The organism is Brevibacterium sp. UMB1308A (assembly GCF_030230605.1).
In the GTDB taxonomy this organism is placed as follows: domain Bacteria; phylum Actinomycetota; class Actinomycetes; order Actinomycetales; family Brevibacteriaceae; genus Brevibacterium.
The window spans coordinates 67,037-80,725 of sequence record NZ_JASPDO010000002.1 but is presented as its reverse complement, the minus strand read 5'-3'; the positions used below and the strand labels follow the sequence as shown (position 1 = coordinate 80,725).

15 protein-coding genes are annotated in these 13,689 nt (G+C 59.4%); 1 reads left to right on the top strand and 14 read right to left on the bottom strand.

Features of this window, described 5'->3' with window-relative positions; translation table 11 throughout:
* Window positions 1–68: 68 nt before the first annotated feature.
* Both truA and QP868_RS01630 read right to left on the bottom strand, forming a co-directional pair.
* On the bottom strand, window positions 69–980 hold the full coding sequence (gene truA, locus QP868_RS01635) for a tRNA pseudouridine(38-40) synthase TruA (protein WP_284924820.1): 912 nt from the start codon (window positions 978–980) through the stop codon (window positions 69–71).
* Complete coding sequence (locus tag QP868_RS01630) at window positions 981–1,679, bottom strand: LemA family protein (protein ID WP_284924819.1); 699 nt, start codon at window positions 1,677–1,679, stop codon at window positions 981–983.
* A gap of 183 nt (window positions 1,680–1,862) precedes the next feature.
* On the opposite strand from QP868_RS01630, the gene QP868_RS01625 reads away from it, so the two are divergent.
* Window positions 1,863–3,038 (top strand): glycosyltransferase family 4 protein, encoded by a 1,176-nt coding sequence (locus tag QP868_RS01625; RefSeq protein WP_284924818.1) that lies wholly within the window; start codon window positions 1,863–1,865, stop codon window positions 3,036–3,038.
* Here QP868_RS01625 and QP868_RS01620 read toward each other — a convergent pair.
* The 12 genes from QP868_RS01620 to thiM all read right to left on the bottom strand — a co-directional run bounded on the left by QP868_RS01620 (window position 3,035) and on the right by thiM (window position 13,642).
* The gene (locus tag QP868_RS01620) at window positions 3,035–3,583 is read right to left on the bottom strand and encodes an energy-coupling factor transporter transmembrane component T family protein (RefSeq protein ID WP_284924817.1); all 549 of its coding nucleotides are present in this window, start codon (window positions 3,581–3,583) and stop codon (window positions 3,035–3,037) included. The genes QP868_RS01625 and QP868_RS01620 overlap by 4 nt on opposite strands.
* A gap of 62 nt (window positions 3,584–3,645) precedes the next feature.
* Entirely contained in the window at window positions 3,646–4,341 is a 696-nt protein-coding gene (locus tag QP868_RS01615) for an energy-coupling factor ABC transporter ATP-binding protein (protein ID WP_284924815.1), read from the bottom strand.
* Window positions 4,338–4,946, bottom strand: coding sequence for a biotin transporter BioY (locus tag QP868_RS01610; protein ID WP_284924814.1), 609 nt, complete (start codon window positions 4,944–4,946; stop codon window positions 4,338–4,340). The genes QP868_RS01615 and QP868_RS01610 overlap by 4 nt, the downstream gene beginning before the upstream one ends.
* A 102-nt stretch (window positions 4,947–5,048) precedes the next feature.
* Complete coding sequence (gene guaA, locus QP868_RS01605; RefSeq protein WP_284924812.1) at window positions 5,049–6,629, bottom strand: glutamine-hydrolyzing GMP synthase; 1,581 nt, start codon at window positions 6,627–6,629, stop codon at window positions 5,049–5,051.
* 33 nt (window positions 6,630–6,662) lie between these two features.
* Window positions 6,663–7,118 carry a DUF3817 domain-containing protein gene (locus QP868_RS01600; RefSeq protein ID WP_284924811.1) on the bottom strand — a complete coding sequence of 152 codons (456 nt, stop codon included), beginning with the start codon at window positions 7,116–7,118 and terminating at the stop codon, window positions 6,663–6,665.
* Between the two features lie 30 nt (window positions 7,119–7,148).
* Window positions 7,149–7,958, bottom strand: coding sequence for an SURF1 family protein (locus QP868_RS01595; RefSeq protein WP_284924809.1), 810 nt, complete (start codon window positions 7,956–7,958; stop codon window positions 7,149–7,151).
* Between the two features lie 27 nt (window positions 7,959–7,985).
* Entirely contained in the window at window positions 7,986–9,104 is a 1,119-nt protein-coding gene (locus tag QP868_RS01590) for a GuaB3 family IMP dehydrogenase-related protein (RefSeq protein WP_005883089.1), read from the bottom strand.
* 20 nt (window positions 9,105–9,124) lie between these two features.
* Window positions 9,125–10,270: an alcohol dehydrogenase catalytic domain-containing protein gene (locus QP868_RS01585; RefSeq protein WP_284924807.1), complete on the bottom strand. Its 1,146-nt coding sequence runs from the start codon at window positions 10,268–10,270 to the stop codon at window positions 9,125–9,127.
* A gap of 80 nt (window positions 10,271–10,350) precedes the next feature.
* Window positions 10,351–11,106: a TenA family protein gene (locus QP868_RS01580; protein WP_284924805.1), complete on the bottom strand. Its 756-nt coding sequence runs from the start codon at window positions 11,104–11,106 to the stop codon at window positions 10,351–10,353.
* Window positions 11,107–11,154: 48 nt separating this feature from the next.
* Window positions 11,155–12,009: a bifunctional hydroxymethylpyrimidine kinase/phosphomethylpyrimidine kinase gene (gene thiD / locus QP868_RS01575; RefSeq protein ID WP_284924804.1), complete on the bottom strand. Its 855-nt coding sequence runs from the start codon at window positions 12,007–12,009 to the stop codon at window positions 11,155–11,157.
* A gap of 50 nt (window positions 12,010–12,059) precedes the next feature.
* Complete coding sequence (gene thiE / locus QP868_RS01570; protein WP_284924802.1) at window positions 12,060–12,761, bottom strand: thiamine phosphate synthase; 702 nt, start codon at window positions 12,759–12,761, stop codon at window positions 12,060–12,062.
* A complete protein-coding gene (gene thiM, locus QP868_RS01565; RefSeq protein ID WP_284924801.1) occupies window positions 12,758–13,642 on the bottom strand; it encodes a hydroxyethylthiazole kinase in 885 nt (294 codons plus the stop codon). The genes thiE and thiM overlap by 4 nt, the downstream gene beginning before the upstream one ends.
* Between the last annotated feature and the right edge of the window lie 47 nt (window positions 13,643–13,689).

The window sequence follows — 13,689 nt, the reverse complement described above, 5'->3', positions numbered from 1 at the left end:
AAATTATGTGAGCCGAGCGCAAAATCTCACGACCGTGACTCAGCGCCCGTTCACCGCCCAATTCCGCACTACTCAGCGTCCCTCCGCGCGCGGGTTTGCTGATTGCGCACAGCCCACTCACCAGGTTCGGGATATCCCACGCCTTCCAAAACTAATCCGTGCGCTGGGAAGACAAACATCGGGAAGTCGGAACCACCTCGGCCGGCTTCTTCACACATGTCAGCCAACCTGCCCGGTTCCCACTTACCTTCCCCCACTTTGACGAGCCCACCCACCAGGGCGCGCACCATGTGGTGACAAAAGGCGTCTGCGCGGAAGAAAAGCTCGACCACACCGTTGCCATCGCGCTCCACCCGGAGTTCTTCCAATGTGCGGATTGTTGTCGAACCTTCGCGTGGCTTACAGAATGGCAAGAAGTTGCGTAGGCCGCACACCTGCTGGGCAGCTGCACTCATCGCAGCAACGTCTAACTCCGCCCGGTGCTCCACGGTGAAAGCTGCGGTCAGCGGGTCGGTAAAAGCCTGGGGATCAGCCAGCCGGTAGGTGTAGGAACGCCACAAGGCAGAAAACCGGGCATCAAAATCAGAATGCACAGCCGTCACCCCGTGGATCACAATGTCACTGGCGTCCTGATGGGCAAGCACACCGCGCAACCGGGATGTCAATCCCCGCTCCGGCGTTCGCTGCTCACCCCGCGCCCGAGGTTGCCCCACCAACCGCGGAAAGTCGGTGTGCGGAATGTCCACGTGAACGACCTGTCTGCGCGCGTGCACGCCGGCATCCGTACGGCCGGCCACCGTCACGCGAACGGGGGTGCTGAGGATCCGGGCGAGCGCGGTTTCGAGTTCCCCTTGCACGGTCCGCAGATGAGGTTGGAGCGCCCACCCGTGGAAGTTGGTGCCCACGTACCCCAAGTCGATCCGGAAACGTTGGTGTGGAGGATCCGGTTGGCCTGATTCTTCTGTATTGCGAGCCGTCACTTAGCCGAACACGCTTCCTGGCCGGTAGCCTGTTCCTTTTTCGCGTTCTGGCACTCGCAGCGTGTTGGGCACGTTTTCGGAAAAGTCGTTGGGCGTGTATGCGATGTGGGCGAACTTCCGGTACACGCCCGTCAGTGGTCGGGATACCCACGAGGAACGCATCGTCGAATACTGCGTTACCACCAGGTTGTAGTAGCGCACGGCGGCTGACAGGCGGTGTTCGACCATGAGGAGGTGCTCGTAGAGGTCATGGATCTGGATGCGGCATGTTTCGTCGGTGTCCGTAACGTCGCCTTGCACGCGGGCGGCGCGCGCTAATGTGTCAATGGCCGAGGTGAGTTGGTCTTCCGCTGGCCCTACACTGGCCGTTGTGTCACCTGGGGTGGCAGGTTCTTCCGTACCTACCGACACTGCTTGAGTGAGGGCGGCGGAGAGTTCGCGCCCTGCTTCGTCACACCGTTCAACTGAAGCGCCAGCGACACCGTTACGTTTACTGTCGTTATCCCGGCATGAGCGTGCGAGGCTCACAAATTCTGGCACGAGCGCGTGCCTCTGTTCACGTTGCACATTCACTTGGCGCAGTGCTTCGAGGCACAGGTCGCGAGCAAGTGACAGCTGGTTATTGCGGACAACCAGGCCAATCGCCACACCAGCAACAATGACCAAGACAATCAAGAGGATCGCCAAAGCCCACGTCACTGTCTGCTCCTTTAGTTCAACGACTTTTCAACGGACATGCACGGATATCAACGGCTCCGACCGAGCATCGAGCGCTTCGTTCAGTCGTCACGTTAGTTACCCAGTGGTTAAGTTTACCGTTTAGTTAGCCATTGTTCGTACTGACACCGTTTTCATGTTACTTCACTAGGCTCTAATGCTGGTGTGAGAGTTGCGATTATTGCTGAGTCCTTCTTGCCCCAGACCAACGGCGTGGTCCACACGGTTGTCCGAGTCCTTGAACACTTAGCGGAACGCGGTGACGACGTCATCGTGATCGCTCCTGGAACTCGTCACGACTCCCCCACTGAACTTTCGGGCGCTCGAATTGTTCGAGTGCCCTCTTTTGCGATGCCTAAGTATCGCAAGGTTCGCGTTGCCCCCGGCGGTGTCCCTCGTATCCGTCGCATTTTGGCTGACTACGACCCCGACGTCGTCCACCTAGCCTCCCCGTTCGTCCTTGGATGGCGCGGAGTGCTCGCAGCACAGGACCTGGGCATCCCCTCGGTAGCTGTCTACCAGACTGAAGTACCTGCTTATGCCGCACGCTACGGTCTGCGTGGGGTGGAGAACCTCATGTGGAACCACGTGCGCAACATCCACCAGCACGCATCCCTGACTCTTGCCCCATCGTCGTTCACCATCGACCAGTTGCACAGTCACGGAGTGGCTGATGTGCGTTTGTGGGCCCGAGGTGTTGACTCGACCCGCTTTGACCCCAGCCACCGTTCGGAAGAGTGGCGGGCGCGCATGTCCCCTGCGGGCAAGAAGATCGTTGGTTTTGTGGGACGTCTGGCAGTCGAGAAGCAGGTCGAGGATTTGGTTCGACTGGGCAACATCCCTAACGTTCAGTTGGTCATCGTGGGTGAAGGACCGCAGCGCGCTCGTTTGCAACAACTTCTGCCTGACGCTGTTTTCACTGGCTTTTTGGGCGGTGCCGCCCTGGCACAGGCGGTTGCGAGCTTCGACGTCATGGTGTCCCCCGGTGAGTTTGAAACGTTCTGCCAGACCATCCAGGAGGCAATGGCAAGTGCCGTGCCCGTGGTTGCCCCCGCCCGAGGTGGCCCACTGGATTTGGTCGACCACTCCCGTACCGGGTGGCTGTACACACCTGGCGACCTCACCGCGATGGAAGACCACGTCCGTGACCTGGTGGGCGATGACGCTAAGCGCGCAGCGTTCGGTGAAGCGGCCCGCAAGGTGGTTCTGGGTCGCACGTGGAAGAGCGTGTGCTCACAGCTTGTAGGTCACTACGCCGCAGCGATCGATTCTCCTGCGCCCCAGGTGATTGGCCGGTCGCTCATCGGGGCTCCTCGCTGGGCACAGGACCGCGTCAGCTAATCCAGAATCCCGCGGGCTTCAAGCGCCCGCCCGGTGTCCTGCGCGTACTTCACGGCACCTAACATCACCGGCACGGTGCGTGCGCGAATGTCGTTTTCTAATCCGCGTGCACTGGCGGCATCCTTCGCTGTGTCAGCCAAGTCAGCCAAGTAGGAAACGCTGCGCACCGCAATCGCTGCCGCAAGCGCTGGCACCTGTGGGCGGACACCTATAAACTTCAACGGCTTCACCAACATGCTGAAAAGGTCCAACAGAACAGACAGAGGCGTGGACAGCATGAAGATCTGTGCACCCACCACGCACGTGATCATCACCGTGATGATGCGTGCGGCGTTCCACCAGTCACTCAAGAACACATGGAAGACCACCAACAACACAAAGATCAGCCACATGCGTCGAATGGGTCCCAGAATCTGCCTCAGGCTCATTCTGGCCGTTAATCCAATGATCACCAGCAGCACGATGAGGCCAGCGTTCACAAAGGGATTACGGGCAAGCATCACCACCAGCGTCAACACCGTCAGTGACGCGAACTTCAGGCCCACAGGGGCCGTGTGCAACCACCCACGGCGGGGCGAGCACACACCCAAAAACTGTTGCCGACGCCTCATGCGACACTCGCTCGGTACTCGGCAACGACCTCGGCCGGGGCGCCCTTGCCACACACCTGGCCGCCGTCGATAAACACGCACTCATGCCCGTCCAAAGCGAAGTCCAGGTCGTGGGTAGAAAACACCACCTGAACCCCGCGCCGGTCCACCAGATCACGCAGCGTGCGCCGCAGCAGAAGCGTGTTCTTCAAGTCCAGGAGCGTCGCCGGCTCATCGAGCACCAAAACCTCAGGGTCTACCGCCAACACAGTTGCCAAGGCGACCAACTGGCGTTGCCCGCCAGACAGTTCGTAGACGGAACGGCTGGCCAGGTCTTCTACGCCCAGTTCGGTGAGCATGGCCATCGCCGCCGGTTTGCGTTCAGCCTTGGGCAGGTGGCGCAAGGACAGCTGCACGTCTTCGACCACCGTGGGCATGACAAGCTGGGCCGCGGGGTCGCTGAAGACGAACCCCACTCGCTTGCGTACGTCCTTGAGGTTTTGGGTGACGCTGAGTTCGCCTACGCGAACATCGCCCGAGGTGGGCGTCATCAGACCGTTGATCATCTGAAGGAACGTAGTTTTGCCCGATCCGTTGGGGCCAATGACTGACGTCATTGGCTGTGTCAGCGTGACCGAGGTGGTGTCCAGGAGGACCCTTTCGGGCCCTCCGACTTCGTCGATCGCAACGCGTGCGCCGTCGAAAGTGATCACCGGCGCACCAGCACGGTGGGGAATGCGCGGTGGATCATGAGCGCAATAGCACCGGCGAGGATGTTCTTCACCAAGTCGCCTGGCCAGAACGGGATATCTGCGAGGAAGGCCGCTTCAAGTGGGGCTCCAGCGTTGAGGTGAATACCGAAAGCGCCAATCGGCCACACGATGAGGTAACGAGCGACCAGAGCCGCACCCACAAGAGCCAGCCACAGTTTCACACCGGTCAGTTTCTTCACTGAAATCTGAGCCAACAGACCAATGAGACCAGCAAAGAACGGGAAGGATACCAGGTAGCCCGCGCTGGGGCCGGCGAGAGCACCCAGACCTCCCGAGCCGCCAGCGAACACGGGCAACCCGATCAGGCCCAGCACGATGTACAGACCGGTTGCCGCGAACCCGCGCCATGCTCCCAAGACCATTCCGGTGATGGCGATCGTGAGGGTCTGCACCGTGATCGGAACGCCGACTCCACCAACAGGGATAGGTGGAATGAGCGCAGACACCCAAATGAGGGCAGCGAAAACGGCAATATATGCAACATCCATCCCTACGCTGCGCGGCTGTGGTGCACGGCGTGTTTCAGGCGCGGTGGAAGTAGACACGTAGTTCTCCTTGTACACAGGTTCACCCACCTTGGGTGAAATCTCACCTAGTGTAACTGAACAGTGTTCAGGAGATGCAACTGGGCACTTTGCCCCGCAGGATTACTCCCACTCGATCGTGCCCGGCGGCTTCGACGTGATGTCGAGAACCACACGGTTGATTTCGTCCACTTCGTTGGTGATGCGGTTAGAAATCGTGGAAAGCACATCGTATGGCACGCGAGTCCAGTCAGCCGTCATGGCATCTTCACTGGACACCGGACGCAAAACAACCGGGTGGCCGTAGGTACGGCCGTCGCCCTGCACACCCACCGAACGCACATCGGCAAGGAGCACAACGGGGCACTGCCAAATGCTGTCGTCCATTCCTGCTCGCGTCAGCTCTTCGCGGGCAATTGCGTCTGCTTCACGGAGTACATCGAGGCGGTCACGGGTCACTTCGCCAATAATGCGAATGCCCAAACCAGGGCCTGGGAACGGCTGGCGACCCACAATAACTTCAGGCAAGCCAAGTTCGCGACCAATCGCACGGACTTCGTCTTTAAACAGCGCACGCAGAGGTTCGACTAGCGTGAACTGCAAGTCTTCGGGCAGGCCGCCTACGTTGTGGTGGCTCTTGATGTTGGCGGTGCCAGAGCCACCTCCGGATTCCACCACGTCTGGGTACAGCGTGCCCTGGACCAAAAACTCGATGGGCTCAGCGTCGTTGCGTGACTGGGCAACCAAGTCAGCAGCAGCTGTTTCAAATACGCGAATGAATTCACGCCCAATGATTTTGCGTTTCGTTTCAGGATCCGTGACGCCAGCCAGTTCGTTCAAGAACTGATCGGCGGCGTCAACCGTCACTAGACGCACACCCGTTGAGGCCACATAGTCTTGTTCGACCTGTTTGCGTTCGTCCTTGCGCAACAGACCGTGGTCAACAAAAACGCACGTGAGCTGATCGCCCACTGCTTTTTGAACCAGAGCGGCCGCAACTGCGGAGTCAACGCCACCGGACAGCGCGCAGATCACCTGCTTGTCCCCCACCTGTTGGCGGATCAATTCGACCTGTTCGTCGATGACATTTCCGGCAGTCCACGTTGGTTCGAGACCTGCGATCGAGTGCAGGAAGTTCTCAAGGGTTGCCTGACCATACTCGGAGTGGAGCACTTCCGGGTGCCACTGCACACCGGCGAGCTTGCGTTCAGCACATTCGAACGCAGCAACGGGTGCACCTGGGGTGGATGCGACAACGGTGAACCCTTCAGGGGCTTCAGCCACCGAGTCCGAGTGCGACATCCACACCGTTTGGTTTTCTGGCTGGCCGTCTAGTAGCTGCGAGGACCCTGCCACGGTCAGTGGCGTTGATCCATACTCCCGGGATCCTGTGTGGGCAACTTTGCCACCCAGGTTGTGTGCCATTGACTGGAACCCATAACAGATGCCGAACATGGGAACACCCAGTTCAAACACCTCGGGATCCAAACGGGGAGCCCCTTCAGCGTAGACAGAAGACGGTCCACCAGAAAGCACAATGGCCACTGGATTCCGGTCCACAAAATCTTGAGCAGGAGCAGTGTGCGGGATGACTTCAGAGAACAAGCCGGCTTCACGAACACGGCGTGCGATCAGCTGGGCGTACTGTGCTCCGAAATCCACCACCAGAACGGGGCGCGAAGCAGTGGGAATTGAAGGTTGCATACCGTTATCCTATCGAGCTAACACGGGGAGAATTTAATCTGCTGGCGCAATGACAACAGCTTCGTCTAAACGCCGTTCTACCTCATGGTGTACCTTGCGTTCCCAGATAAACGACATGACGGGAACAACACCGGCAAGAGCCAACACGAGCATCCGGCGTAGCGACCACTTCATAGAGGAGTTCAGCCACCAGCTCGCCACCAAGTACACCACGTAGCACCACCCGTGGCAGATCGCGATCGCGGCTCCTAAGTTGAAGTTTCCAATGAGGAGTGCGGTTGAAGGATCACCACCCATGAGCGGGGTAATGATGTACTTGTAGATCATTTCAAGCGTCAGAATCATCAGCATGGTCCCCGTGATGAGGGCCATGACACGGTAAAAACGTTCCGCATTACGTGCCGAGGTGTAACGTGAGACCGTAAATACGGTTTCCGGGTCATGCGCGTGTTCGTCAAACTCGGGTCGCTGGTCTTGCGGATCCTGCACGGTATGTCCTCTCCAATAGCTAGCGAAGCGCTAGTTGCCCAGGTTCTTTTGGCCTGGCTTTTTTACAACAATGAAGTGCTGGTGCTCGTCTTTTGTTTGCCTGCGGTATTCGTCGCGCAAGAGTCGCCACCAAATATAAAACGCGAATCCAGCAAACACTAGCCATTCCACTGCGTAGAAGGCTGATTGCACATCCAAGCCACCGGATTCTTGCGCATGGAACGTCACGTGTTCGAGTTCGGGCCCTGAGGCTTGAGCACGCTGATCCGGTTCCGGAAACAGCATGGCGCCATACGAATAAACGTCAAAATAATTCACGAGCTGCGCGGTAGAAACCGTGGTTACGACCTTCACACCCACAGAGGGTTCGGGGGCTTCGGTGGGACCAATCCGAGCAACGAGCGTGTGTGTGCCTGACGGAGCCTGCGAGTTACGCGCGGTCGCCTCATCAGCGGTAAACCCACGGACAACAGGGATCGCAACGGGTTTATCTCCGCTGAGCCCGCCTCCCAGTTGCGCGTTATCAACGGTGAACATGGTGACAACCCAGAAGCCAGCTTGCCCGTTCTGGTGACGCCCTTCAACGAGCACTGTGGCTTCAGGAACATAGGATCCACTGACTTCTACCAGACGGTCGGTGTCACGCGAGGGCATGGGAACTTGAGCCGAAACAACCTCATTCAGCGGGGTTTTGTCATCGGCGTACGCACTGGTTTGCACATCGTTCTTGTGTTGCGCGCGGTCTACCTGCCACATGGACAGGAAGACAAAAGCAGTTGCTAAAGCAAGAACAAGAACAAACCTCCCGATCCATCTGGGCGTGAAAGCCAAACGCAACATACAGTGACAGTTCCCTTATAAACCCTCTTAAACGTACGGAGCGACCGTCACGTCGACGCGCTGGAACTCCTTGAGGTCCAAGTACCCGGTGGTCGCCATGGACCGCCGCAGTGCGCCAGCCAGGTTGACCTCGCCCACTGCGGAGTGGCCGGGTCCAAAAAGTAGCTGCTCAAGTGGCGCAACGGTTCCCATCTCTACCCGCCGACCACGCGGCAAGTGCGGGTGGTGAGCTTCGGCTCCCCAGTGGAAACCTTGTCCCGGAGCTTCTTCTGCCCTCGACAAGGTAGAACCGAGCATCACGGCGTCGGCACCCATCGCAAATGCCTTAACAATGTCACCCGATGTGCCCAAACCACCGTCAGCAATCACGTGGACATAGCGCCCACCCGATTCGTCCATGTAGTCTCGGCGAGCTGCGTGAACATCGGCAATCGCGGTAGCCATGGGAACGTGAATTCCCAAAGTACGGCGGGTAGTTGATGCGGCACCGCCACCAAAACCAACGAGAACACCGGCAGCTCCGGTACGCATGAGGTGCAGACTTGCCGTGTAGGTGGCAGCACCACCAACAATGACCGGAACGTCGAGTTCGTAAATGAAGCGTTTGAGGTTGAGCGGTTCAGCTTCGCTTGAGACGTGTTCCGCTGAGACCGTGGTCCCGCGAATCACAAAAAGGTCAACTCCAGCTTCGACCACGGTCTTCCAAAACTCTTGCGTGCGTTGCGGAGTAAGCGCCCCAGCAACTGTCACGCCTGCTTCACGAATCTCTTTTAGCCGCGCCGTAATGAGCTCAGCCTTGACCGGTTCAGAATAGATTTCTTGCATGCGCACGGTCGCCTGGTCTTCTGGAAGCGATGCGATTTCGTCCAGGTACGGCTGTGGGTCTTCGTAGCGAGTCCACAAGCCTTCCAGGTCCAACACACCCAGCCCGCCGAACTTGCCCAATGCAATCGCCGTTGCCGGTGAGACAACCGAATCCATGGGTGCGCCAATGAACGGGAGTTCAAAGTGGTAGGCGTCAATCTGCCATGCCAGCGAAACGTCTTGAGGGTCACGAGTTCGTCGAGCGGGAATCACCGCTACGTCGTCAAGAGAATAGGAGCGACGCCCCCGCTTACCGCGACCAATTTCAACTTCGTTACTCACCCTTTAAGGGTATCGCACGGTCAGTCAAAGAGAACCACCTGTCGAACAGCCTTACCGTCTGCAAGCGTGTCCATGGCGGCGTTGATGTCGTCCAGGCGCACGATTCCAGAAACCAGTTCTTCAACAGGCAGTTTCCCTTCGCGCCACATCTGTTCGTACTGAGGAATGTCACGCGATGGCACCGCGGACCCTAAATACGAGCCCACAACGGTGCGGGCTTCAGCGGTTAAGGTCAACGGGTGAATCTGAGAAATCGCATCCGGAGCAGGCAGTCCCACGGTTACCGTGGTTCCGCCCACGGCTGTGGCTGAATACGCGGTCTCAAACGCTTTCGGGTGCCCCGCTGCTTCGATCACAACGGGGGCTTTCACGCCAGCTTCTGCCACCTCGGCGGGGGTGTACACCTGGGACGCACCCAACTTACGGGCACGCTCCAACTTTTCCGGGTTGGCGTCTACGCCGATCACCTCGCCGGTCCCCACACTCAACGCGGTGAGCAGGGCCGCCATGCCCACACCGCCCAGGCCAACGACCATGATGTCGTCGCCGGGAGCAGGTTTGCCCGCGTTCAGCACGGCGCCTCCCCCGGTGAGAACCGCGCAACCGAGGGGCGCTGCGATCTGGGGCGGGACGTCGGACCCCACCTTGACGATGGACGCGGCATTGACAACAGCGTGGGTGGCGAACACACTCACGCCTAAGTGGTGGTTGATGGGTTCGCCGGGTCGCCCAGCCCGCTGGTCGGTGCTGTCACCGGATTCGCTGAGCCGGCGGATCTCCCCGTCAAACGACAATACGCCCGCATTGTTCGACGCGGTCCCCGGAGTACACGGAAGCTTGCCGTCGGTCGCACAGTTGGCACACTGCCCGCACCGTGGCAAGAACACCGTCACCACGTGATCTCCGGGGGTAAATTCGGTGACGTCTTCGCCCACCTTTTCGACGACCCCGGCGCCTTCGTGCCCAAGAAGCATGGGAAGGGGCCGAGGTCGGTTGCCGTCCACCACTGACAGGTCAGAGTGGCACAGCCCGGCTGCGGTCATTCGGATGAGTACTTCGTGAGGGCCGGGTTCGTCCAGTTCCACTGTCGTGATGTCGATGGGACGGGACTGCGCGTAGGGGCGTTGCGCACGCATTTCGCGTAAGACCGCACCGGTGATTTTCATGAACCCTCCTGACCTGGCAAATCTGCGTTGCACTCATGGTATGCGCAACTCAACGCAAAGTGAGGGGTTCTAGCGAACTATTACTTCACCAGTTCAAAACGTTCCACAACACGTGCGGACGCCCAGAAGTGCAGTTCGTACATGCACGCCTGACGGAAGGTTTTTTCCATCTTTTCGCGTTCTGCGGGGCGCGCGTTTTCCAGTTCGCGTTCCAGAATCTTGACAGCCTCACGTGTGCCAGCGTCGAAGTCTTCTGAGTCGTATTCTTCGATCCACTGCTTGTACGGGTGCGTGGCCATTCCGTCGCCTACCAAACGGGTCAGCACCTTGCCCACGTGGGCGTATACCCAGAAGCATGGGAGAACGCCGGCCACACCCACCTCGTACGGTTCGGTCGTGGCTGTTGCCATGAGGAATGACACGTATCCCAAGGTTGTAGGTGAAGCGACTGGTTTGCCGTTTTCGTCGTTGAGTTCGGCAATGTGGTGTGAGAATTCATCGGACGCCAGCAGGGCTTCGTGCATTTCGTTTTCTACTGCAACGGCGGTTCCCGCCGAGGTCGCCCAGAACCGCATGTCGTCATTGTTATGGGCTCGGTGCCCCAGCAGAAGCATGGTGCGTGCGTACCCGTCTAGGTAGATTTCGTCCTGGATGAGGTAGTTGGTGAACGCGCGTGCGTCCAGGTCACCGGCTGCGAGTTCCTGCAGGTACGTGAGGTTTTCGGTTGCGGTGATGATGTCGTCGCAGGAGTCCCACAGGGCTTGCGTGTGGGGGCCGGCAACGTAAAGGTTACGTAGTTCACTACCAATTTCGGCGGCCGAGGTCGTCGCAGTCATGAGTGTTCCTTTCAGTGGGGTGGGTTGGAGAGGGCTATGGGTGGAGCTTCACGGCGTTGGGATGGTGACCATGTGGTCGACGGGGCCGTGGGCCCCGTGGAGGTCGAGCGACAGTGTCCAGTCTTTGCCGGATTCCAACGCGCGGGCGAGGTAGTCAAGGGCCGTCCCGACGACCTCGGGAACATCCAGGGTTCCTTCCAACGCCTGCCGGGCAGCGAGCGCGGTGATCGCAGCCGAGAGCGTGCACCCGGTTCCGTGGGTGTTGGGGGTGGTGATGCGCTGGTGGCGGTATTCGGTGAGGGTGACGTCGGTGCCGTCGTTGAGCGCCAGCACGTCGAGGACTTCATCACCTTCGCCGTGACCGCCTTTCACGAGCACACCGCGAGCGCCACGTTCGATCAGTTCGCGTGCCTGGTAGCGCATGGTGTCGAGGTCGTGGGCGGGTTCAACGTCGTCACCTAAGAGAAGCGCGGCCTCAGGAAGGTTGGGCGTGATGACATGGGCGGCGGGCACCATAAGCGTGCGCACGGCATCCACGGCGTCTTCTTCGAGCAGGCGGTGCCCGGAGGTGGCCACCATGACAGGGTCAACGACCAGGAAGCCCAGACCACCTCGGCCGGCGCGTTCTGCAACCATTTCCACGAGCTGCCGCGTGCCCAGCATCCCAGTTTTGGTCGCGTCCACGGGCATGTCCGTCAGCACCGAGTCAAACTGGTCAGACACGAAGTCGGTGTCAATCCCGTACACGCGGGAGACTCCGTGCGTGTTTTGGGCGACCAGCGCGGTAATCACCGAAGTTCCGTATGCGCGCAGGGCCGTGAAGGTTTTTAAGTCGGCATGGACACCTGCTCCACCGGAGGGGTCGGTTCCCGCGATACTCAACGCGACAGGGGGTCGTGACATGTCGATCTCCTTATCGTGTGGGGTGGTTGGTTTGGGTTCCCCCACAAGGGTCAGTTGCGAAATGCGTCGTAGATTTTTTGCGCTTCGGCTTGTGGGTCTGTGGCAAGGCAGATTGCTGATACCACGCACACTCCCGCGACCGAGGTGTCCTTGAGTTGCGCTGCCCGTTCCGCGTTGATTCCGCCAATGGCAAAGACAGGAATCGCCGAGGTGGCTGTGAGGTTCTTGAGCGTGTCGATTCCGAGTCCAGCTGGGGCGCCTTCTTTGGTTGCGGTGTCCCAAACGGGACCCACGCCCAGAAGGTCCACTCCCCCGTTTCCGAAGTCGCCGTGCGTGCGGGCGACTTCAATTTCTTCCGGAGTGTTGGCTGACAGGCCTATCAGTGGCGTGTTGCCGATGAGTTCGCGGACACGTGGCACGCTCGTGTCGTCTTGTCCCACGTGGACGTGGATGTCGTGGCCGTCGTTGATGAGGCTGGCTGCGACGTCGACGCGGTCGTTTACAAAAACAGGCACGGGGCGCGTGATGTTGTAAGCGCTCCGGGCGTTCTCGACGGCTTCGAGAACGCCCAACGTGAGTTGAGCGAACGTGTCGTCGGTGGCGTGCTTGTCGCGCACTTGCACGATTCCGGCGCCTCCGGCTACTGCAAGCTCAACCGTTTGCGCCACCGTGCGTCCCGCCTGTTCGCACATTTTGGTGTCGGTGATGAAGTACAGGGACGCGTCGATGTCGCTCAAACGCGGGTTGGTCACAGTTCCTCCGTGGTCACGTTGATTTCGCTCAGATCAGTTTCGGTAACTGCGTGGAGCTGGTCGAGGAAGTGGACTTTGAAGCTACCTGGCCCGTCTGCCAGTTCGTGTGCGCGCAGACCGGCTGCCGCGAAGTGTGCGTGCGCGGTCACGGTGGCTTGGTGGTAGCGGGTGAGTTTTTCTTCCGTGGTAGCTGATTCGCCGAGGAGGTGGTGGGCTGTTCCTGCGTACCCTGCTACGAGCGCGCCCAGGGAGCAACCGGTTCCAACGACGAGTGGCATGTAGGCGGATCCACCTTCTACGTGGCTGACATAGGTGGTGCCGTCGATTGCGGTGACGATCGCGTCGGTGGGGCCAGAGATCGCGACAACAGAACCGTATTCGTTGCTGATCTTACTCGCGGCAGGCAAAGCCGATTCGACGTCGTCAACTGCTTCGATACCTCGGGCACCCTGACCCATTCCGGCGAGTCCCGCCACCTCTGAGGCGTTTCCGCGCACCACGGTTGGGCGTTCGCTTAAAGCCCGGAAAACCCGGGCGGTTCGGAACGGAGCCACTCCCAGACCAACCGGGTCTAACACCCAGGTGGTTCCGTCCTCGGTGCGCTGTTGCACGGCAGCGTCAATGGACAAGTACGTGTGCGAGCTGGGGGTCCCAAAGTTCACAGACACACCATTGGCGACCTTGGCGAATGCGGCTGCGTCAGCTTCGTGGTCAACCATGGCCGGCGAGGCGCCGGATGCGAGCAGAATGTTCGCGGCAACTTCTTGCACCACGGTGTTGGTGATGCATTGCACCAGGGGCGTGAGTTCACGCATGTGAGTGAGAAACGCAGGAGTGAATTCTGGAGCGTTTCCGGTACGGCTTTCAGATACAGATGTCATGCTGACTTCCCTTCGCAGGTCTTAACCAAACAGGTTCACGGGTATGA